The sequence below is a fragment of the Paraburkholderia sp. USG1 genome, assembly GCF_031570135.1.
Lineage (GTDB): Bacteria > Pseudomonadota > Gammaproteobacteria > Burkholderiales > Burkholderiaceae > Paraburkholderia > Paraburkholderia dioscoreae.
Window position 1 is genome coordinate 275,525 of sequence record NZ_JAMWXW010000005.1, and the last position, 21,872, is coordinate 297,396.

Consider the following 21,872-nt stretch of genomic DNA (forward strand, 5'->3'; position numbering starts at 1 on the left):
ATTTGGACTGCGGGGCCGGGCGTGACGGCGCCCGGCCGCTGGGCGATCTTTAAACCTTGGGAGACAGGCTGCCGGGTCCGCTCGGCGTGGAGATGGTGGTACAGGTTCCTTTGGGCACCAGCTTGAATGCGTTGCCCTGATAGTCAGCACTGCTCGTTCCGGCGCAGGTCGTACCCGCACCGGCGTAGCAATCGTTCTGCCCCTTCAGAGCCGTGCCGAAACAGGGCTCGACCTTGCCGGATTTGACGAGGGCGGTATGCTCGGCCTGAATCTTCTTCTGTGCCGCGGTGAATTCCTCTGCACTCGCGGGCGTGGCCGTCATCGCGGCAAGCGCCGCGGCGAATGCGCCGGCGACGAAAGTGGTGGTTTTATAGTCGGCCATACGATTTCTCCAACGTTAAGAGAGAGCAATGCTCTGAAGACCTGGCAATCAGGCTGGCGCCCGTGCGTGTGGGAGCGTACGGCACGTACGCTCATGCCCAGCCCGCACTGGCAAGCTCGCGACGGTGAGTCGCAGCACAGTCAGCATACGGAATGGGTGCCAGCGGAAGATTGCACGCTCTTGTGCCATTTGGTATGGGATTGCTTCTGTCTTCACCATTGGCGCGGCGGCTGTAACCCGGCGCGAACCGATGACCGTGTTCGAGCGCGCCGATATACCCGACCTAGGTCGGGGAAGACGGGTTCTGTGTACGCGTGTATCAACGTGAACCGAAGATACGGTGCGATACGAACAGGCGATCGTAGCGAACCATGCCGAACGAAGATCGGGCGCGCAGTTGCGGGATAAGGGGCCGGCGATCGAACTGCACTATTCCCGAGACGCGCCCCCTCCCTCGCCGCCGTGTCAACGGCGGGCGAACGCGCCGTGTGCAGTGCGGGAATATCTAGCTAACGTACGGCTCAAATCCGTAAAGCCGCTCCGGGTTGTCGACCAGGATAGCTTGCCGGAGTGCCTCGTCTTCGACCCATGCGCCGAACTGATCGACGAGGTCGGTATCGTCGGGCATGGGCACCGCGATCGACGGATGGGGCCAATCCGTGCCCCATAAAAGCTGCCTCGGGTTCGCGTCGATCAACGCGTCGATGAAAGGCCGCGTATCGTCGTAGGGCGTGTTCGTCAAACCGGTGCTGCGATAGAGCCCGGACAGCTTGACCCACGCGAGTCCTTCGCGCACCAGCGCGAGCAGATTCTGGAAACCTGCATTGCCTGTGCCCTTATGCGTCGGCACGTGACCAAGATGATCGAACACCACCGGCACGCGCAGACGCTGCACGAGTCTGGGCAGATCGTCGATCGTGGATACGTCCGCGAGAAATTGCAGATGCCAGTCCAACTCGCGGATGCGCCGCGCGAGCACGTCAGCGGTTTCGATGGCGAGCCCGGCGCCGAACAGCAGATTCAGACGCACGCCGCGCGCACCGAGACGGTGGTATTCGGCGAGTTCGGCGTCGCTGACGGTCGGCTCGACCACCACCACTGCACGCATCTCCAGCCGGCTGTCTGCGATGGCTTGCAGACTGCGCCGGTTATCCATGCCGTACGGACTCGGCTGGATGATCACCGAGCGGCAGATGCCGAATGTCTCGGCAAGCCGCTCGTAGTCAGCCAGCGTCGCATCGGGCGGCGTGTAGCTGCGGCCTGGTGCGTACGGCCATGCTTCGGCCGGTCCGAATACATGAAAATGGCAGTCGACTGTGCCGGGCGGCAACTTGCGCTTCGGCGCGCGCGAGAGGGGACGTGCCGGTGCGCACACGGGGATGGTCAAGATTAAAGCCTCCATTCGGCCGGATAAAAAAGCCGGCATCGACCGGCGCCTCCTGACGCTGGCTCGGCAACCGGTCTCCGGCTCGGCCGCGCCGAACCAGAGAGCCGATGCGTTTGCGCGGCGCCTACGGAACCTGACAGGTCCGGCGACTTACGGATGGACCGTCGCGGAGACCTTCGTCAGTTTGAACAGGTCGGCCGGAGCCTGGCAATGCTGACAGTTCACACCCGGCACATCCGGTGCCGCCTTGACGACGTTCGCGGGCAGCGGCTGGATCGTTGCGCCCGGCGTCGGAGTGCCGTGCAGCGCGGAATTCAGCGAAAGCTCCGGCGTCAGCACGGGATCGAACACTTCGGTATTGAACGAGTCGGGCACCTTCGTCGACGGGAACGCGTTGCAGCCGTTGACGAACGTGTCGCCGGTGCACACCTTGACCTTGTCGGCCGGCACCCACGGCAACGGGTATTCGATGTTATGCACCGCCACTTTGCGCTTGCCGGTCAGCTCTTCCATCATCAGCTTGAACGCGTAGCCCGACACGTTGATCGGATCGCCCGACGAAATGCCGTCGAGACCGCGTTTTCTCAGATCGGCATTGGCGAGCGCGAGGCGAAATCCGTTGGTATTTTCGCCGGTTACCGGAACGAGTTTCTTCTGACCGCTCGCGAGCATCGCGGCGACGATACCGTCCTCGCCGTTCTCGCCGAAAATCGCGTCGACGTCAGGGTGCGCGGCGAGCGCCTTGGCCGTCTCCTGCTGCGTGGTCTGGCTGTTCCACATGCCGTAGTATTCGGCGACGATCTTGATCGCCGGGTACTTTCTGAACACGCTCATCGCGCCGTCGTAGTTCATCTTGTCGACGGAATTGCCTGCCACGCCGCGATCGATGAACACATTGCCTTTGCCGTTCAGCTTGTTCACGAGCCATTGCGCGGTGTTCGGCGCGAAGCCCGCCGTGATGTAGCTGACCGTGCGCGCACACGGCTCGGTTACCGTCGCGCTATACGTGTAGACCAGCACATGCTTTTCGCAGGCTTCGTGGATAGCGCGGTTCAGGCCGGTCGACGAGATCGGAAACGTGATGATGGCATCCGCGCCCGCCGACACCATGCTCTGATACGCGGCGGCCTGCGCCTGCACGTCGGTGCCGGAAATGACAGTCTTCAGATCGACGAGCTTGTCGTACGGTGGCGTTGCCGCGAGCGCCTTGATCAGGTTCGACGTTTCGGTTTGATAGCCGTTGCCGCTGTAACTCATGCTCAGATAGATCTTGTACTTCTTGGGCGGCGTCTGGGCCTGGCTTTGCACCGCGGAGCCGGCCAGCATGGCAACGGTGGCGAGTGCAAACGCGCAGGTCTTGAGGGATGTTCGGAACTTCATGTTTCCTCCGTATGTCGTCCGGGTGGTCCGGTCTCTAAGGTTGTTTTCTGCTGCTGGAACGACTGCGTCTGATGAGCAGCGCGAGGTCGTCGCGCAACAGCACCAGAGCCACAAAAATCACGGCGCCATAGATGATCGTGCGCCAGCCTTCCGCGATGCCGAGCGAAGACACGATGGTCGACAGCGTGGTCAGTAGAATCGCGCCGGCCGCGGCGCCGAGATAGATACCGCGACCGCCGACAATCGAGGTGCCGCCGATCACGACCGCCGCCACCGAAGGCAATAGATAGCTTTGGCCGAGCGTGAGCGTGACGCCGCGCACATAGCCGAGCATCAGGATGCCGGCGAGCCCCGCGCTCGCGCCGCTGATCGCGTAGGTCGCGATGGTGAGCCGATGCACCGGCAGGCCGGCGACATAGGCGGCGGTCGGATTGGTGCCGAGCGCGTAGAGCTTGCGGCCGAAACTCGTGCGCATCTGCAGGAAGCAGCCGGCTGCGATCGCGGCCACCATCAGATACAGGACCGGCACGCCGGCCGCGGTGCTCCCGAATAGCGCGGACAGCGCGGCGGAAGGCTGGCCGGTCGGTGTACCCTGGGTGAAGCCGAGCGTGACGCCGTACAGGATCACGCCCATTGCCAGCGTCATGATGAACGGCGGAATTTTCACGAGGCTCACGCCGATGCCGCTGCACGCGCCGAGCGCGGCGGTGATCGCGAGGATCGCCGGCACACCCCACACGACGTTCGAATCGGGGCCGCCGATCCACTTGAACGCGAGTACACCGCCGAGCGTCATCATCGAGGCGACGCTCAGGTCGAGGCCGCCGAGCAGAATTACCATCTGCTGGCCGAATGCGACCACCATCAGGAAGCTGGAGATCACGAGGATCGCCTTCATCTGCGCGAGGCTGCCGAAGTTGGGGCCGAGTACGCGTGAGGCGGCGATCAGCGCGACTGAAATGGCGAACAGCGCGATTGCGGTGCGTACGTCGCGGTCGAGCCGGGCAAACAGGCCCGATGCGGTGTCGCCGCTGCGCGTATCGGCGGGGCGGCCGCCGGTCAAGGGAGCTTGGGTCATGCGTGGACCTCCCCACGAGTGCTGACGCGAGCGAAGAACACCGCGACGACAACCGCCGCGATCATCACGACGCCCTGGAAAATCCCGGTGTAGAACGACGACACGCCGGTCGAAAACAGCACCTTCTGCAACAGCGTGAGCGTCAGCGCGCCGAGCATCGATCCTGCGACGCCGCCACGGCCGCCCGCGAACGAGGTGCCGCCGAGCGCGATCGCCGCAAACACCAGCAACAGATACGGTTCGCCCGCGTTCGGCGTGCCGGTCGAGGTCAGCGCGGTCAGCATGAAGCCGGCAAGGCCGTAGCAAACGCCCGCCAGGATATAGGCGATCAGCTTGACGCGCTTGACGGGCACGCCGGCGAGTACGGCGGCGGTTTCATCGGCGCCGGTCGCATAGAGGCCGACGCCCCAGTCCGTGCGCCTCAATGCACGCCAGAGCAGGTAGACGCAGACGGCGACCACGAGCGCGACTGGAACGATCTTGCCGAGGCGATCGGTCATCGTGTAGGTCATGAAGTCGGAGACGTTGCCGCCGGGCGCGTCGAGAATGAGCAGCGTGACGCCCGAGCAGACGATCATCGTCGCGAGCGTGAGTGCGATCGACTGCAGGTTCCAGTACGCAACCAGATAGCCGTTGATGGCGCCGACCAGCGCCCCGGCAGCGACGGCGATCGCCGCGCCCTCCAGGGCGCCCAGCGGACCGTCGCCACCGTGCACTGCGACCAGCACGTTGGTCAGCGACACCACGCCGGCAACCGAGAGGTCGAAGCCGCGCGTCAGCACGACGAGCGTGCCGCCGGCCGCCGCAAGCGCGAGCGGCAGGCTGTTGTTGAGAATGTCGGTGAGAACGCTCGCGCTCAGTGCATCGGATTGCGTCGCGGCGAAGATCACCGTGAGCACCGCGAGAATGGCGACGATGATCGTGGTGCCGTCGCCGAGCACGCGCCGATACCACGCGTCGGGCCGCAACGGAGCGTTCGAGTTGGAAGCTGAAGCGAAAGTGTTCATGAATCTGAGACTCCATGTCCTGCCGCGAGGGCGACGAGGCGCGGTTCGGAGAGGTCCGGGCCGGATGCCTCGCCTGCGACGGTTCCGTGGTAGATGACCACGCATCGGTCCACCAGGTGGATCAGTTCGGCGAGTTCGGTGGAATACACCAGGGCCGAGCCGCCCTGCGCGACGAAGTCGCGGATCACGTCGTAGATCACGGCCTTGGTGCCGACGTCGACGCCGCGCGTGGGATCGAATAGCACGAGGTGGCGTGCGCCCGACATCAGCACGCGGCCAATCAGCGCCTTTTGCTGGTTGCCGCCGGAGAGCGCGCCGATCTTCAGCTTCAGGTAGCGGCTGGCGAGGTCGACACGCCCGGCCTGCTGGTCGACAGCGGCTTTCTCGCGCGCTCCGTTGACGACACCGAAGCGGCCGAGCCGGCCGAGTATCGGCAGCGTCATGTTGCTGTCGGTGCGCAGGCCGAGGAACACGCCTTCGGTCTTGCGCTCCTCGGGGACGAAGCCGATGCCGGCTCGCGCCGCTTCGGCCGGACTCGATAGATTCACGGTCTTGCCGTCGATGCGGATCTGCCCGCCGCGAACGGGTGTGAGGCCCGCGAGCATACGGAACAGATCCCGCTGCCCCTGACCTTCGAGACCCGCAACCCCGACGATCTCACCCTTGCCGACACTAAGCGTGATATCGGCCACCGTGCCGCCGGACAGGTTGGTCACGCCGAACGCTTCCGGGCGCGTTTGTTTCGCTGTACTGCGGGTTGCCTGGGTGTCGCGTGCGGCGGAGCCGACCATCATCTTGAAGATGCCCGCATCCGCGATGCCGGCGAGCGACACCGTCTCGATGCTTTCGCCGTTGCGCAGCACCGTGCCGCGGCGGCATAGCCGGCGCACTTCGGAAAGGCGGTGCGAGATATACAGCACGCCAGTACCTGCTGCCGTGATGCGCTCGAGTATGTCGAACAGCCAGGTCGGGTCGGACAGCGCCGCGGTCGGTTCGTCGAGTACGAGCAGGCGCGGCTGCCGGGCGACGGCGCGCATGATTTCGATGCGCTGCTTTTCGGCGAGGGACAGCGAGCGTACATAGACGCCCGGATGAATGTGGCCGAGGCCGTACTCCGACAGCATGCTGGCGGCGCGTGCCTCACTCTGCGCGACCGATACGAGACCGGCCTTGCCCTTTGCCTGGCGCGGCAGCATCAGGTTTTCCGCGACGCTCAGATTGGGCAGCAGGCTCAGTTCCTGGAACGCGGTCGAGACGCCGGCGGCGCGCGCGGCCATCGGGTCGGCCGGCGCATAGTCGCGGCCATCCAGCGTGAGCGTGCCGGTGTCCGGTATGACGATGCCGGAGAGCACCTTGACGATGGTCGATTTGCCGGCGCCGTTCTCGCCGAGCAGTGCGTGAATTTCTCCGGGCTCGATGTCGAACGAGACACGGCGCACCGCGACCGTTGCGCCATATGACTTGGCGATGCCCTGGATGTCGAGAATCTTCGGTGCGCCCGCACCCGACGCCGCCGTAGACGTGGCGAGTGCGTCAGCCATTGTAGACACCGCCGTCGATGCCGAACGACTGCGCCGTCACGTACGCCGATTCGTCGGATGCGAGGTAGACGAAGAGCGGCGCGATTTCCGTGGCGCTCGCCTGCCGGCCCAGCGGCACGAGCGACGCGATCTTCTTTTGCTGGGCGTCGGCGCCGCCCATGAAGTCGATTGCCGGCTGGTTGAACGCGGTATCGACCCAGCCTGGGCAGATCGCGTTCACGCGGATGTTGTCGGGCGCGAGTTCGAGCGCGAGCGCGGTGGTGAACGCGATCACCGCGCCTTTCGACGCCGAGTAAGCGACCAGACCCGGCCCGCCGCGCTTGCCGGCCAGCGACGACATGTTGATGATCGAGCCCTTGCCCGAGCGCTGCAGATGCGGGATGGCGTGCTTGGCGCCGAAGAAATGGGCGCGCGCGTTGACCGCGAAGAGCGCATCCCAGTTGGCCTGTTCGAATCCGGCGATCGCGCCCGAGCGCTGCAGACCGGCGTTCTGTGCCAGCGCGTCGAGGCCGCCGAGCCATTCGACGCCGCGCGCGATCAGATTGGCGACGCTAGCCTCGCTGGTCACGTCGACCTGGACGAAGTGGGCGGCCTCGCCGAGTTCCGAGGCAACGGCGCGGCCGGCCTCTTCGGCAATGTCGCCGATGACCACCCGCGCGCCTTCCGCGATGAAGCCGCGCGCCGCTTCCTTGCCGATGTTGCCGATTGCGCCCGTGATGATGATGCGTTTTCCGGAGAGACGACCTGCCATGAGGAACTCCTGAAGAAAGAGGTTACTGGTCGCTAGAGTGCGCGAGCAGAAAGCGTTCGAGCGCCGGATTGCACAGTTCCGGCCGCTCCATAGTGGGCATGTGCGCCGCTTCGGGCACCGTCAGCAGCGTGGCGCCAGGGATCGAATCGGCGATGTGTTCGAGGATGGGAAGCGGCGTCGAGGTATCGGCCTCGCCCGCGATGACCAGCGTGGGGACTTTGATGCGGCCGAGCACCGGCGCAAGTTCCATGTCGCGGATCGCGGCGGCGCTGCCCGCGTAGCCGTCGAGCGACGTGCCGAGCACCATGCGGCGCATCTGCTCCATCAGTTCCGGCTGCTCGCGCTTGAACGCGGGCGTGACCCAGCGGTCGACCGTCGCTTCGACGAGCGGCGCGATGCCGTGCGCGCGGGCTTCGTGTACGCGGGCGTCCCACGACGCTTTCGGCGCATTGCTGGTGGTCGCGCATAGCGTGAGGCTCGCAAGCCGCTCGCCGTGCCAGGCGCCGAGCTGCTGCCCGATCATGCCGCCCAGAGACAGGCCGACGTAATGCGCCCTGGCAATGCCGAGGCTGTCCATGAGCGCGATGACGTCGTCTGCCAGCAGCGCGAGCGAGTAATCGCCGGGCGTGGCGCTGGTGCCGCCGTGGCCGCGGATGTCATAGCAGAGCACGGAGAAAGAGCGCGACAGCATATCGAGCTGTGGCGCCCACATCGACAGATCGGCGGCGAGCCCGTGGCTGAGGATGACCGTCGGCGCGCCGGCCTTGCCGGTCAACCGGTAGTGGGTCTGAATGCCGTTGAGGTCGGCCCTTCGATTCATGTCTCCGCATCCTTCTTGTGCTGTTCTGCAAGCCGCTTTTCTCGCGATTCAGAACCAATGGAAACGGAGTGTCGAATTTGGCGACAATTTTGTCAATTAAATTGGCGTAAAGGTAAACGCCAATACTTTAGCCATTCTGGCCCGGTAGAATGGCCCCATATAAGCGGGCGTCCGCCCAATTTCCCGGCGTGTCCGGCAACTGGACCGGCGCGCCCGGCGCAACTTTTTCAGGGAGCAGGTTTGGTCACGAAAACCGACGCACAGGCGGCGCAACTGATCGAAAGCATCAAGTCGGACATCATCATTGGCCGCCTGCGGCCGCATCAGCGACTCGTCGAAGAGGAGATCAGCGCCCAGTTCGGGGTGTCCCGGCATGTGTCGCGAGCGGCACTGGTGCATCTCGACCGGATGGGACTCGTCACCCGGCGGCCAAATCGTGGCGTGATCGTGCGCGACTTCTCGCTGCAGCAGGTCGAGCAGATTTACGAAGTCAGGATGATTCTGCAGCGCGAGGCCGCGAGCCGGGTGCCGATGCCGGCGAGGCCCGAGGCGCTGGCGCAGATCGAGGCGATTCACGAGGAGTATTGCCGTGAACTCGACGCGGGCAATCTGCTGCAGGTCAACGTGCTGAACGACGCCTTTCACCGGCGTATCTGGGCAACCTGTCCGAATCAGTATCTGGCCGAGACGATCGAAAAACTTTGGGTCGAGACAACCGGCATCCGCTGGTATGGCGTGGGCGATCCGCATCTGCTGGCTCATTCGCGCGAGCATCACTCCACCATGATCGAGCAGTTGAGGAGCGGCGACCGCGCGGGATTCGTCGCGCTCGCCGTCGACCATATCTTGCCGCCGCTGGACGCGTTCCGGCGTGCGCACCGCGTCAGCACTACGTACGGTGCGGCGGCGCTACAGGAACGCGAGACCTCATGAAGCCAACCTACGAGATCCTGGTTCAAGGCAACAACCTGCGGCTCAAGCACGATTTTCTCGGCATCGCCAACGTCACGCTGATTCGCGGACGGGACGGCTTGATGCTGTTCGACACTGGCGGCTATATCTCGCGGCTCGGTTTGCTGAAGGCGCTGCGCGATCGCGGCATTGCGCCCGCCGATATCAAAACCGTCTTCCTGTCGCATCTGCACTTCGACCATGCGCATAACGTCGATCTGTTCGCGCATGCGCGCTTCGTGGTGAGCGAGCGCGAGTGGGAATATTCGGCGCATCCGCATCCGGACGATCTGCTGATGCCGTGGGGTATCCGCGAGCAACTGTCGAAATCGAAGGTCGAATTTCTGAGCGGCGAGGGGCAGCTTGATCATGGCATTCATTTCTTCCCGGCTCCCGGTCATACGCCGGGCTGCTATGGACTCGAACTGGAAACCGAAGACCGTGGCCGCGTCATCATCGCGGGCGACGCGATCAAGTATGCGAAAGAAGCGATCCTGAAACGCTGCGACATGGCGTTCGACGAAGTGGACGTCGGCACGCGCACCATTCAGCGCATTCTCGACCGGGCCGATCGGATCGTGCCTGGCCATTTCCCGGAATTGATCCGCCAGCCGGACGGCAATTTCATCTGGGAAGAATCGGCGCCGTTCGAATTGCTGGTCCGCTAGCGCCGTTTGCTGCGCGGCAAAGGTCATTCACAAGCCGCGCTTCGCAAACGCGCACCAGACCACGCGAAGCAATCTGGCGCGAGCGGGACGGAGCGCAAGCAAACCGGACACTACGCAGCCAGAATTTCCCTCACTGCACTGTCGATGAATTTGACGTCGACAGCATTGGCCGCGGGGCCGCCCGCAAAATGCCCCCAGACTGACTCGATAGGCCGCAACTCTGCGTTGGGCATTTTCGAAACCTCGTACTCGCTATCTTCCGGCGGAAAATACAGATCCGTGCGTCCGGGCATCACAATGGCCTTTGCAGTGATACTGCCCAATGCCCGATCGAAATCTCCCTGATACAGAGGATTGGCTGAGATATCGCCGTATTGCCAGCTCCACATCATCGACAGAATATTGTTCGCGTCCTTCTTCAGGAAGTCGCCCTCCCAGAACTGGGTGATAAAGTCTTCAAGCGAGCCATATCCCATCGCTTCCATGTCGAGCCGTTGACGCAGGAACGCCTGCGAAAACCCCCAGCCGGCAAACACACGTGCCGCCGCGCGCATTCCGCGCGTGGGCGGTGCGTCGTAGAAACCGTCCTTGAATTCCGGGTCCAGCAGCAATGGCGCCTTGAGGCCTTCAATAAACACAAAATTGTGCCGCGAGCAGCGCGCGGCTCCGCAGAAGGGCAGAATGCGCTCGACCATCTGCGGATACATCGCGGCCCAATGGAACGCCTGCATTGCGCCCATTGACCAGCCGGTGACGAGCCTGAGCGATTCGATGCCGAACTTCTCCGTCACCAGCCGATGTTGCATTGCGACGTTGTCGTAAAGCGTGACGTGCGGAAAGCGGCCACGATCGTAAGGCGGCGGGTTGTTGCTCGGCGAACTCGATACGCCGTTGCCAAACATGTTCGGCACGATGATGAAGTACTCACGCGGATCGAGCCCCATGTGCTCCCCAATCAGCCACTCGTTGTCGGCATGGCTGCCGCTATAAAACGTCGGATAGACAATCGCGTTGTCGCGCGCTGCATTCAGCCGGCCATACGTCTTGTAGCTGAGCAGCATGTCTGGCATCGTCGCGCCGGACTGCAGCACGACGCGGCCAAGGTTGAAAGTTTCGAAGTCCGTCATGTGAGCCTCATATTTAATTGGCGACGACGTTAAGGAATTTTCGGGTGCGCTCGTGAGTCGGGTTGTCGATGACCTGCTGCGGCGTCCCTTGCTCGATGACCTCGCCGCCATCCATGAAAACGACGCGGTCGGCGACATCGCGGGCAAAGCGGATTTCGTGCGTGACCACGATCATCGTCATGCCGGCATCGGCGAGCCCGCGCATCACGCCAAGCACTTCGCCGACAAGTTCCGGATCGAGCGCCGAGGTCGGTTCGTCGAAGAGCATCAACTTGGGTTTGATTGCGAGCGCCCGCGCAATCGCTACCCGTTGCTGCTGCCCGCCCGATAACCGATGCGGCAGAAAATCCGCATGCGCGGCGAGGCCCACGCTCTTCAACAGCTCGCGGCCGAGCGCCTCTGCTTCGGCGCGCGGCACGTCATACACCTGCCGCTGTGCCTCGACGATATTGTCCAGCGCACTCAAATGACTGAACAGGTTGAAATGCTGGAACACCATGCCCACGCGCGCTTCGGCGCGTGCGCGCGCGAGGTTGTGCAGAGGCCGCACCGTGCCGCCGCCTCCCGGCACCTCCCGATAACCCACATACTGTGAATCGACCTTGATCGTTCCCCAGTCGAGCGGTTCGAGATGGTTGATGAGCTTGAGCAGCGTGCTTTTACCGGAACCGCTCGGACCGAGGATCACTACCACTTCGCCATGCGCGATCGACAGGTCGACGCCGCGCAAAATCTCGCGCTTGCCATACGATTTCCAGACGTTCCTGCATGCGACAAACGGTTCATCGCGCTGCCGCGGCGTGCGGCTTTCGGCGGGCAGCAGCGTACCGATCCATGCGTGATCGTTCGTCTCCGGTTCCTGGACGGCGGCCGGCAAAACCACCGGTGCGTCGAGCGGTTTCGCATCGGGCGTCGAAGCGCGCAGTCCGAACCACGAGAACGTGAGTTTCCGGTCGCGCTCGTGATCGAACATGCGTTCGAGCCATACCTGAAGCAACGAGATTCCGCTCGTCAGGAACAGATAGATCACCGCCGCCGCGCCGAACACGGTGAAGAACTTGAAGTTCTGGCCGACGACCTGTTGCGAGCGAAACGTGAGCTCGTTGACGAAGATCACCGAGGCGATCGACGTGAGCTTCAACATGCCGATGGTGTCGTTGGCGAGACCGGGGATCACCGCGCGCATGGATTGGGGCAGGATAATGCGGCGTAACGTGAGCAACGGTCCCATGCCGAGTGCGGCGGCCGCGATGGATTGCGAACGGTTCACCGAGAGGATACCGGCACGAAACAGTTCAGCGCTGAACGCCGCCTCGTTCAATGCAAAGCCGATAATCGCGGTCGTGACTTCATCGAAGCGCAAACCGATCAGCGGCAATGCGTCGAAGATGAACACGAGTTGCAGCAGTTGCGGTGTGCCGCGCACGAACCAGATATAACCCCACGCCGCCGAATTCAAGGTCTTGAATCGCGATAGCCGCATCAGCGCAAGACCGAGCCCGAGCACCAGCCCGATCGACATTGCGATCAGCGTGATCTTCACCGCGATCCACGCGCCGCCGAGCAGGAACGGCGAGCCGACGTAACCCACGAGTTCCCTGAAACCGTCGAGCACCTGAACGCCATCCAGACCGGCGGCCATTGCCGGCTGAAAGACGAACATGGCGACCATGCCGAGCGCGCCGACGACGTTGTGTTTGATACGCAATGCCTTCATTTCAGAACCTGATTCATGACGCTGCCGGCACACGACACGGTGTGCCGCGCAGGCAGCCTTTATTGAGTAAGCAGTGTGGCCGGCATTTCCAGCGACGGATCCACGCCGTACTGCTGAAAGGTTTTCTTCTGCGTCTGATTGGCCTGCATGATCCTGAGTCCATCGGACACGGCGGCGATCATGTCGGCGTTGCCTTTCTTCACGCCCACGCCGATCTTCATGCCGCTCGTCACCATGAAGCCGCGGGTGTAGAGCTGCGGGTTCTGTTTCGCGAGACCGTCGACGAGCGCCAGGTCGTACATCATGACGTCGGCGCGATGACTGGCGACGAGGCGCGCGCCCGACGCGATATCGGCGGACGTCATGATGGTCACATCGGGTTTGCCTTCGGCTTTGCATTTGGCGGCTTGCGCTTGCGCCATCGTCAGCTCGACGGTGCCGATGCCTGCCGTGACCGTGAGGCCGCAGAGCTTCGAGATGTCATCGATCTTCTTGGGGTTGCCGGCCGCCACCAGACCGCCGGTGCCGGCCTGCATATACGTGACGAAGGTCGTTTCCTTCGCGCGTTCCGGTGTGTAGTACAGCAAGTCCCACATTACGTCGATCTGTCCGGCGCGCAGTGCGGGCAGCAGCCCAGGCCAGCCGGCAGTGAAGAACTCCGTTTTCACGCCCGCGCAGTCGAACACGGCGCGAGCCATGTCGGCATCGGCGCCGATGATCTTGTTGAAATCCTTGCTGTCACGAAACGCGTACGGCGGCGACTCGGGGTCCACGCCGATCTTGATGGTCTTGCCCGCAAGCGACGGATATTTCTGGGCCACCTTGGACGGTTCGCACGATTGCGCGGACGCGCCTTGTGCGAGGAGAAGGCCGGTGACGGCGCATAACAGCAGCTTGATTGCCTTTGACATGAACATGGCGAATCCTATTGAGGTTGAAAACGGAATACGAGCGATAGAGGCGGTATTGCGAAATGAGAACGAAGTGAACTAATGGCCGAGAAAATCCATGTGGCTCGCAATAGAACCCGGTGTAGTGATGCAGATCCGGCCTTCGTCGCGCGCGCGGGCAATGTGTTCGAGTGCCCGCCGCAAGTGACACAAACGATGCGGCTGTCCCATCAGGTACGCATGCAATGCAATGCCCATCACCAGAGGTTCTCGCGCGGATTGCCGCAGCATTTCGTCGAAGTGGTCGATCACCAGATCGGCGAACGACTTCGCGTCCATCTGGCGCGCAAGGATCATCGGGATGTCGTTGACTTCCTCCTGATACGGAATCGACCACAGCGGCTGACCGTTGCGCGTAAGCAGACGCGTGGGCTGATCGTCGTGACACCAGTTGAGCGTGTACTGGTAACCCGCTTCGGCCACCAGATCGCTGGTGACATGACTCTCCGAGAGCCACGGCGATAACCAGCCCGCCGGCTGCTGCGCGCTCTCCGCCGCGATCCGCTCGCGACACGCCACGATCAGCGCGCGTTCGTCGTCTTCAGTCAGCGTTCCTTGTCGTTCCGAATTCGTGTGGCCGTGCGCGACGAGTTCATCGCCACGCTGCGCGAACGCGGCGACCAGCTCAGGGCAATGGTCGTAGAGCGCCGTGTTGATGATGGCCGCGGCCGGCAGCGCGAGGTCATCGAAGAGATCCAGACAGCGCCATGCGCCCACCCTCAATGCGTATTCACGCCACGCGTGATTCAGCACATCGGGCTCGGGCATCACCGGACCGATAGTCGGCCCCAGTCCCTCGCCGAACGCAAAGTGCTCGATGTTGAAGCCGATATAGACCGCCAGCCGGGATCCGTCAGGCCAGCGGTAAACCGGGCGGCCGTTGATCGGCGAATATTGAAAGCGCCCGTGGCCGGGCAGCGCGCGATGTGCGGGAGAATGCATGGTCCAGTGAGTCCTGTCGAACGGCGCGTACGCCTGTGTTCACGTCAGAACTCATGGTAGGGAAGCCAAAATCGCAGCATCGGGCTTGCTGCGAACAAACTCTTGTACGCACGCGTATTGGAGGCCACCACGCGCTATTTCACGCGGTGAAGAGCGACTTCCGGATGATTGCGTGCACGCCCCAGTTGCCGTCCACCACCTGTGTCACGCCGAAGTCGACTGCAACCGAGATCAGCGAGATCGCCTCGTCTTCGGAAAGGCCCTTGGTCGTCATCAGGAAGCGCCGTGTTTTGATGAACGCGTCGCGCATCGCGAGATCGAGAGTGGATTTTTCGTACACGGCGCTTTGCGCACTGGTGCCGAACTCGGCCAGATAGTTCGGATAGCTGAAGCCGTGAAGAACCCATTCGTCGGCGGTTTCGACCAGCGGATACGTGAGGTCCGAGAATACCTGCGTGCCGAGCGTCTCTTTCTTGTGAAGCACCAGCTGGAAGTCGCCGGTGAGCGAACACTCGATCGCGGTGCCGCACAGTTCCGAGTCCCCTTGCGACGCATGCGGGTCGCCCACGGAGAGCAGAGCGCCGGGCACCCCGACTGGCAAGAACACGCTCGCTCCGCGCGTGACACGCCAGTTGTCGAGATTTCCGCCGAAGGTGGACGGCGGAATCGAATCGATCAGACCATCCTGCTGCGGCGCGACGGTGATCACGCCGAAGTGCGGACGTACCGGAATCTGAACATTCTTCAGGATGTCGTGATTCTCGACTACCGTCGAATGATCGACCGGCACGCCGGGATAGTCGATCGTCGGATGCATTACGCCAAAGGGATCGCGCTGAGGTGTCCAGCGGAAGTTATAGACGGCGCGCGCGCAGGCGGTTTCGCCCGCCGTGGCGTCGGCGTCGAGTTCATAGATGGTGACGACCTCGCGCGGTTTCGGCTCGGTCAATAACTCGCGATAGTGGAAGCCCCACCAGGCAGCGGCATTGCTGCCGAACGCACGGCCGGCGAATTTCGGATTGGCGCAGCGGCGCGGGTGAATGTCGAGGATTCGCACCTCCAGCACGTCGCCGGGTTCCGCGCCGCGCACGGCAATCGGCCCGGTGCAGATATGCACGCCGAAGCCTTCTCCCGCGCCACGTCCGTAAATGGACGCGTCCATCGGACCCGCGCCGCGGCGGTTGACGTTCTTGCGCCCGGCGGTCCAGTGGAACACGCTTTCGGCGCCGGGATCGCCCTGCACCATGCGCTCCCAGTCATCCGACGCGTGTTGCGTGAGTGTTTCGATCGTCACCGTGTCGCCGCTGTTCAGTTCGAGCACGGGCTTGAGATCGTGACTGAAGTAACCCCAGTGAATCGTGTTGGCCGTCGCGCGCAACAGGTGGTGACGCGGCTTGCCTGAGTCGCGGGGCGGTGGCGGTGGGGAAGGCGCTTCAGGCGGTTCTGCTGTGTCGGTTTCGTCGGCAATTTCATGAACGGCAGCTTGCCCGGCGAGTTGCGCATGCACGAGCAGACTGCCGGCATTGACAGGCAGACCGCGCGAGATTCGCCGCACGAGATGGCGCGCCAGTTCAAGGCTCGCCTCATGCCGGAAAGTGCGCGGCGACGCGCCATATTGCTCGCGAAATGCCCGGCTGAAATACGCGGGATCGTTGAAGCCCCAGCGGAAGCAGACATCCGCAATCGACAGCTTTTCATACAGGGGATTGACCAGATCCGCGCGGCAGCGCTCCAGTCTGCGTGAGCGCAGATAGGTCGAGAAATTCTGTCCGACCGCTTCGAACAGCTTCTGCAGATAACGCGGCGAGACGCGCTCGTCTTTGGCTATCGACGTCAACCCGAGCTCGGGATCAGCGAGATTGCCTTCGATGGTTCGACATACGCGCGAAAAGAGCGCGGCCTGAGATGGCGTGAGTCCGCTAAAGCTGCCTTCCTTGTCGTGACCGACGAGGCTGGCGACCAGGAACTCCGCGAGCGCGAGTTCGAGGGGACGCAGATCGTCGAGCGACAACGTCTCCACGCTTTCGGCAATCGAGCGCAGAAAGCCGGAGAACACGTGACCGATGCCGGCGTCTCCGGGCAAACGTCCGGCGCGCAGTGAGAACGGCGTAAGAAGGCGCGCGTTGATGGCGGCGCGGGGCACGCGGATCACGAACGCACGGAAGTCGGAGGCGAACGACAGGAGCGCTTCCTCGCGCGAGGAAGCATAAACAATGTCGCCGGTCGCGACCCGCGTGCGTACACCGTCGGCGACGAGCGTTACGCCGCCGTCGAGATGCAGCATGATCACGAGGCTGTCCGCGCCGTCCACCTTGAGCTCGATGGTTTGCGCGAACGCTGCCAACGCGATCAACTCGAAGCCGTTGCTCGATTTGCGCGATTTGATGGTTCCATGCGAGTGGCGCGCGGCCGTCTGGGGCGCGCCGCAGCGCAGGCCAAGCCGGTCGAGCGCCTCGTTCCATGCGCGCAGGCGATCTACTTCGGCGTACGACTCGGCGGTGAAACGCTGTAAGTCCAACCCTGGCTCCCGGACCCTGACGGACGTCAGTCGACGGATTGAAAGGCAATGTCCGTGCCATCGGTAACAATACCGTTAGCGCTACCACGCCGCGCTATGGCGGTGCGCTATCACGGTGCATTCCCGCACATTTGTGGCGCAGCCCCATAGCGCGGCGGCTACGCGCGGCCGTAGCGCGCACGCACGGCTCACGCGCGAGGCTTTTTCTTCGGAGGAAAGATGCTGCGGGGAATCTTGCAGTGAATGCCTTGGCGGCCGTCGACCACCTGCGTCACGGAGAAGTCCGCGGCGACGCTCATTAAAGAATAGGCGTCGTCGCGCGAGAGGCCTTGCTGCCCGGTAAGCAGCAGCAACATGTCGCGTGAAGCGTTTTTGGTCGCGACGTCGAGGTCTTCGTCGAAGCCGTGCACGATCCAGTAGTCCGGCGTTTCCAGTAGCGGCGAGGGAAATGTAAAGTCGCGCCGCAGTACGATCTGGAACATCACATTGAGCGAGGCCTCGATCGCGGTGCCGCTGATTTCGCCATCGCCTTGCGATACATGCGGGTCGCCGATCGAGAACAACCCGCCGTCCACGGCGACCGGGTAGTACATGGTGGAACCCGCGCCGATGCGCCAGTTATCGATATTGCCGCCGTGCGCGCCCGGCGGCACGGTGCTCACGCGGCCCGCCACGTCAGGCGCGAGGCCTGCCGTGCCCAGATGAGGGCGCACCGGTACGCGAATGCCTTCGAGTGCGAGTTCGCGGCAGCAATCGCGGATCTCCGAACGCTTGCCCGGCACGAGGTATTTGCCGGGATAGTCATACGCATATAGCGCGTGAGCCGTGTTCGATGCCTGATCGAGCTCGTAAATCGTCACGCGTTCCTTCTCGAAGTCTGTGAACAGATGACCCCAATGTGCGGCGAGATTCGAGCCGTAGTTGAAGCGCGGAATCATTTGCAGATAGCGCACTTCGAGCAGATCGCCGGGCTTCGCGTCTTTCACGAAGATCGGTCCGGTCATCAGATGCACGCCGGGTTGGCGATCGGCTTCGGGAATCGTGTCGTAGAGCGCGCGCACCCTGTCATCCATCATGAGCTCGGGGGCGTCGCCTGCGTGATGCGTGACCGCTTCCGCGCGAACGAAGTCGCCGCTCTCCACGATCAGTGCGGGCGCTAGCGCCGCGTCAAAATATCCCCAGTGAACATTTTTCTCGATGGCCGGCAGTTCGTGCAGCATGCTTTCCTAAGCTCCATAAGAGTGTGCGATCGGTGGAACGCGACCGATGACAGATCGTACGAGCGACAGAATAGATACACTTGGGTGACTGCGTACAAAAGCTTGTGCGTGGGCGAATGGGGATGCAGCGTCACGGCGCTTTGAGGGGTGAATCTGGCGTGAAGCGACGGGCGGCCGCATGGCGAACAGCTTGCCGGTGCGGGCAAGCCGGTCTGCACCGGCGCACGGCAGCGACCGGTAAGACGGCACTAGAACTCGCTGTGCGGTATCGCGCGATCAGCGCGTCAATCGCGGTACGAAGTCCTGACTGGTTCGAGTCTGCGCAGGTACGCCTGCCACTCGCGCTCGAAGGGATCGCGCTCGCTCGCCCCGGATGTCTGTTCCCATACCTCGTATTGCGACGCCGTGCGTTCGCATTGCGCGCTGGCCCCAGGTAAGGCTGTTCAGCCCCACTGAAACGACGGTCGCGAGCAGGATCGACAGCACGGCCAGTTCGACTGTCACGGGCAGCGAGCGGATCATCATTTCCGACACCGTCTGATGCGTGGTGTAGGAGCGCCCCAGGTCGCCCGTCAACGCGTGACCGACCCAGGTGAGGTACTGCACGACCACCGGTCGATCGAAACCCATCTGATGGCTCAGATCGGCAATGGCTTGCGGCGTGGCGTCCTGTCCGAGCATCAGCGTGGCCGGATTGCCGAAAAACACCGCCGTGCTGAAAAACAGAACATTCTTCGGGATTTTGATTGCCGATCGATCGTAGTCTGCGGACCGACTGTTCGCGTTACTACCGGCATGGGTTGCCAGGAGAGATCGAAGCACAGTTTGCGGCACGAGGCGCGCAGTCGCTGGAATAGATGATCTTGGATGAGGGATTGGAAACGGCAGAAGATGACCCCCGTTGCAGTTTCGGCGGGCGTTACTGCGGTATATAGGGAAGCGCCACGCCTGTAGCGGCGCATGCGCAACAGCGCTCGCCGGGCGCGCGTTGGCGGCACGGCTATCGATTGTCGAGGTAAGTCTGCCAGCCGTTGCCGATTCGTGACCGCGAATCGTCGGCCGATGACGGGGCCGTGGCTGCCCGAAGGTTCAGAACCCCGTTCGGAGGCGGGCTTGCACCCGCCGCCGAACGGAAATACCGGACAACCGGCAGGATTCCTCAGAAACGATGGATTATCCCGAGTCGCACGAGCGTCTGGTTCTCACCCGAAGAAGCGCCCGCCGATGCGGGGGTCGTCGCGAAGTCGAACGCCGTGCCGGTATGCGCGCTAACGACGTGCTGGTACGCACCCTGCATATACAGCGCTGTGCGCTTGCTGAGGTCGTAGTTGAGCATCACCGAGAGCTGGTGCCACTTCGGCTCGAACTCGCCGATGTTTGAATGCAGATGTGCATCGGTGAACGTATAGGCGCCGAACAGCCAGAGCGCCGGCGTCAAAGAGTACTTACCGTTGACCTCGAAGTTGTCGAACTTCCATGACTGCCAGCGGCCGCCCGGTGGTTGCGTAGCGGTCGACGCAATATATGCGTTGGCGGTCGGATCATAGACATCGACGTGTGAATACGAAAAGCCGACCTTTGCGCGCGAGAACGCATACGACACCGCCGCTACGATGTTCTGTTCCGAGGCGCCCGAAAACGCCGCGTCAGTCGCGACCGCGCCGTTCGCCGACCCCGCCGCGTTGGTCTTCAGGTAGCCGACCGCCGCAGTGAGGCCGGCCATCCTGTATTGCACGGCCACACTGTACAAACGGTTGTTCGCGAAGTTCGTGTCGTTGCTAAAGCCGTACATCGCCTCGGCCTTCAGTCCGCCGATGGTCGGGCTCGCGTACTTCACCGAGTTGTTCACACGGAAGTCGAAGTCCGCGTTGTCGTTGTCGAACGGATGCGACGCAACATCGCCGCTGACCCCGCCCGCGCCCGTCATCCCGCTCCACAGATCGATCGTCGGATCGTACTGGCGGCCGAGCGTCAGCGAGCCGAGCCGGTCCGACTGCAGCCCGACGTAAGCCTGCCGCCCGAACTCGCGGCCGCCCTGCTTGAGCGCGCCGTTGTTCACGTCAAAACCGTTCTCGAGACGGAAAATCGCGCGATAGCCGGCGCCGAGGTCTTCGGAGCCCTGAAGGCCCCAACGGCTGCCCAGCGTATCGCCGCTTTTCATTTGAAAGGTGCCATGATCGTGCGCGTTACTCGTGAAGTTGAGCCCTTCGTCGATGACGCCGTACAGCGTCACGCTGCTTTGCGCATGCGCCGCTGCGGCTGTGCCGCCCAGAACTGCTACTGCCGCTGCCAATCTCGATGCTTTCCTCATGATTTCCCCTAGTCGTGTGGCGTGAGTTAAAACCGGTGAGCAATGCGCTGGCGCGACCGGCTCCATCGGCCATCTTTAAAGGCCGAATCGCGGCGAGCGCAGGATAAAGCGAGAGCGTGCGCGGTGTCGTTCAGTAACCGCGCGAGAAGTCGATGCTGTCCGGGATGCGTCCCGTCGCGCGATACGTGGCGACGTTCGTGGCGATCACCGACGCGGCTGTATGGATGTCGGTCGGTGCGGAGATATGCGGCAATACGGTCACGGCCGGATGCTGCCAGAACGGCGAATCGCCCGGCAACGGCTCGATGTCGAACACGTCGAGCACTGCATGGGACAGTTGCCCGTCATCCAGCGCCTGCAGGAGATCCTGTGCTGCCACTACCGGGCCGCGCGAAAAATTGATGAGCGCGGCACCGCGTTTCATTGCGGCGAACGCCTGGCGATCTACGAGTCTTCGCGTGTCGGCCGTCAGCGGCACGAGGCAGACGACGATGTCGCTCTCTCCGAGCATCCGGACGAGGCCGTCCGTGCCGTGACGGGCACACACGCCAGCCAGGGTCTTCGGCGTGCGGCTCCAGCCGCTGACGCGAAAGCCCGCGTCGATCAGGCGGTTGGCCGCCCGCCCGCCGAGCGTGCCAAGCCCGACGATGCCGACTGTCGTGTCCGCAGGCTTCCTGTAGATCTGTTGTGTCCAGACGCGCGCCTGCTGCTGTAGCCGGTATGCCGGCATGTCGCGTTGCAGGTAGTAGGTCCATGCAAGCACTGCTTCGGCCATCGTCCGCGACAGTTCCGGGTCGACGAGACGGACGACGGGTGTCCCGTCTGGAGGCAGGCTTGCGACCAGTTGCTCGACGCCCGCCCACAGGCTCTGGATCCATGCGAGCCGCGGCAACACGGCCAGCGCGGCAGGATCCGGACGAGCGACGATTGCAATCGTGCTGCGTGCAAGCTCGTCCGCGCTCGCTTTGCGTAGCGCCACGATCGTCTCGGCCGGCATGGCTGCGGCGAGCGCGGCAAGATAGCCGGCTTCCTGCTCGTCGGGCAGACCCGTGATCAGCGTGATGATCTCAGTCATGGCGTGTGGGTTTGCGTTGGGTAAAGGAGCTCCCGGCGGCGTGCGCG

General features: G+C 63.1%; 19 protein-coding genes. 2 read left to right on the forward strand and 17 right to left on the reverse strand.

Features of this window, described 5'->3' with window-relative positions:
* Positions 1 to 49 precede the first annotated feature (49 nt).
* The 8 genes from NE850_RS09290 to pcaD form a co-directional block, all read right to left on the reverse strand.
* Positions 50 to 382, reverse strand: coding sequence for a DUF2282 domain-containing protein (locus NE850_RS09290; protein ID WP_007178131.1), 333 nt, complete (start codon positions 380 to 382; stop codon positions 50 to 52).
* 505 nt (positions 383 to 887) lie between these two features.
* Positions 888 to 1,769 carry an amidohydrolase family protein gene (locus NE850_RS09295; RefSeq protein ID WP_232064380.1) on the reverse strand — a complete coding sequence of 294 codons (882 nt, stop codon included), beginning with the start codon at positions 1,767 to 1,769 and terminating at the stop codon, positions 888 to 890.
* Between the two features lie 150 nt (positions 1,770 to 1,919).
* Positions 1,920 to 3,149, reverse strand: a complete 1,230-nt coding sequence (locus tag NE850_RS09300; protein ID WP_007178129.1) for a sugar ABC transporter substrate-binding protein — start codon at positions 3,147 to 3,149, stop codon at positions 1,920 to 1,922.
* Positions 3,150 to 3,183: 34 nt separating this feature from the next.
* Positions 3,184 to 4,227, reverse strand: a complete 1,044-nt coding sequence (locus tag NE850_RS09305; protein ID WP_007178128.1) for an ABC transporter permease — start codon at positions 4,225 to 4,227, stop codon at positions 3,184 to 3,186.
* Entirely contained in the window at positions 4,224 to 5,234 is a 1,011-nt protein-coding gene (locus NE850_RS09310; RefSeq protein WP_007178127.1) for an ABC transporter permease, read from the reverse strand. Before NE850_RS09310 ends, NE850_RS09305 begins: the two co-directional genes overlap by 4 nt.
* Positions 5,231 to 6,775, reverse strand: a complete 1,545-nt coding sequence (locus tag NE850_RS09315; protein ID WP_007178126.1) for a sugar ABC transporter ATP-binding protein — start codon at positions 6,773 to 6,775, stop codon at positions 5,231 to 5,233. Before NE850_RS09315 ends, NE850_RS09310 begins: the two co-directional genes overlap by 4 nt.
* A complete protein-coding gene (locus tag NE850_RS09320) occupies positions 6,768 to 7,526 on the reverse strand; it encodes an SDR family NAD(P)-dependent oxidoreductase (RefSeq protein WP_007178125.1) in 759 nt (252 codons plus the stop codon). The genes NE850_RS09315 and NE850_RS09320 overlap by 8 nt, the downstream gene beginning before the upstream one ends.
* A 22-nt stretch (positions 7,527 to 7,548) precedes the next feature.
* Positions 7,549 to 8,346, reverse strand: a complete 798-nt coding sequence (gene pcaD / locus NE850_RS09325) for a 3-oxoadipate enol-lactonase (protein WP_007178124.1) — start codon at positions 8,344 to 8,346, stop codon at positions 7,549 to 7,551.
* A gap of 240 nt (positions 8,347 to 8,586) precedes the next feature.
* Here pcaD and NE850_RS09330 point away from each other — a divergent pair, with 240 nt between their 5' ends.
* Both NE850_RS09330 and NE850_RS09335 read left to right on the forward strand, forming a co-directional pair.
* Entirely contained in the window at positions 8,587 to 9,279 is a 693-nt protein-coding gene (locus NE850_RS09330) for a GntR family transcriptional regulator (protein ID WP_007178123.1), read from the forward strand.
* A complete protein-coding gene (locus NE850_RS09335; RefSeq protein WP_007178122.1) occupies positions 9,276 to 9,965 on the forward strand; it encodes an MBL fold metallo-hydrolase in 690 nt (229 codons plus the stop codon). The genes NE850_RS09330 and NE850_RS09335 overlap by 4 nt, the downstream gene beginning before the upstream one ends.
* 110 nt (positions 9,966 to 10,075) lie before the next feature.
* On the opposite strand, the gene NE850_RS09340 is transcribed toward NE850_RS09335, so the two are convergent.
* The 9 genes from NE850_RS09340 to NE850_RS09380 all read right to left on the reverse strand — a co-directional run bounded on the left by NE850_RS09340 (position 10,076) and on the right by NE850_RS09380 (position 21,825).
* Positions 10,076 to 11,092 (reverse strand): alpha/beta fold hydrolase, encoded by a 1,017-nt coding sequence (locus NE850_RS09340; RefSeq protein ID WP_165189153.1) that lies wholly within the window; start codon positions 11,090 to 11,092, stop codon positions 10,076 to 10,078.
* A 13-nt stretch (positions 11,093 to 11,105) separates the two neighbouring features.
* Entirely contained in the window at positions 11,106 to 12,809 is a 1,704-nt protein-coding gene (locus NE850_RS09345) for an amino acid ABC transporter permease/ATP-binding protein (RefSeq protein ID WP_310698665.1), read from the reverse strand.
* Positions 12,810 to 12,868: 59 nt separating this feature from the next.
* The gene (locus NE850_RS09350) at positions 12,869 to 13,726 is read right to left on the reverse strand and encodes an ABC transporter substrate-binding protein (RefSeq protein WP_007178119.1); all 858 of its coding nucleotides are present in this window, start codon (positions 13,724 to 13,726) and stop codon (positions 12,869 to 12,871) included.
* A gap of 72 nt (positions 13,727 to 13,798) precedes the next feature.
* Positions 13,799 to 14,701, reverse strand: a complete 903-nt coding sequence (locus NE850_RS09355; RefSeq protein WP_007178118.1) for a polysaccharide deacetylase family protein — start codon at positions 14,699 to 14,701, stop codon at positions 13,799 to 13,801.
* Positions 14,702 to 14,840: 139 nt separating this feature from the next.
* Positions 14,841 to 17,219 carry an acetamidase/formamidase family protein gene (locus tag NE850_RS09360; RefSeq protein WP_310698666.1) on the reverse strand — a complete coding sequence of 793 codons (2,379 nt, stop codon included), beginning with the start codon at positions 17,217 to 17,219 and terminating at the stop codon, positions 14,841 to 14,843.
* A 188-nt stretch (positions 17,220 to 17,407) separates the two neighbouring features.
* Complete coding sequence (locus NE850_RS09365; RefSeq protein ID WP_165189147.1) at positions 17,408 to 18,439, reverse strand: acetamidase/formamidase family protein; 1,032 nt, start codon at positions 18,437 to 18,439, stop codon at positions 17,408 to 17,410.
* Between the two features lie 276 nt (positions 18,440 to 18,715).
* The gene (locus NE850_RS09370; protein ID WP_035516774.1) at positions 18,716 to 19,147 is read right to left on the reverse strand and encodes an ABC transporter permease; all 432 of its coding nucleotides are present in this window, start codon (positions 19,145 to 19,147) and stop codon (positions 18,716 to 18,718) included.
* Positions 19,148 to 19,598: 451 nt separating this feature from the next.
* Entirely contained in the window at positions 19,599 to 20,750 is a 1,152-nt protein-coding gene (locus NE850_RS09375; protein ID WP_007178114.1) for a porin, read from the reverse strand.
* 130 nt (positions 20,751 to 20,880) lie between these two features.
* Positions 20,881 to 21,825 carry a glyoxylate/hydroxypyruvate reductase A gene (locus NE850_RS09380; RefSeq protein ID WP_007178113.1) on the reverse strand — a complete coding sequence of 315 codons (945 nt, stop codon included), beginning with the start codon at positions 21,823 to 21,825 and terminating at the stop codon, positions 20,881 to 20,883.
* Positions 21,826 to 21,872: the final 47 nt, after the last annotated feature.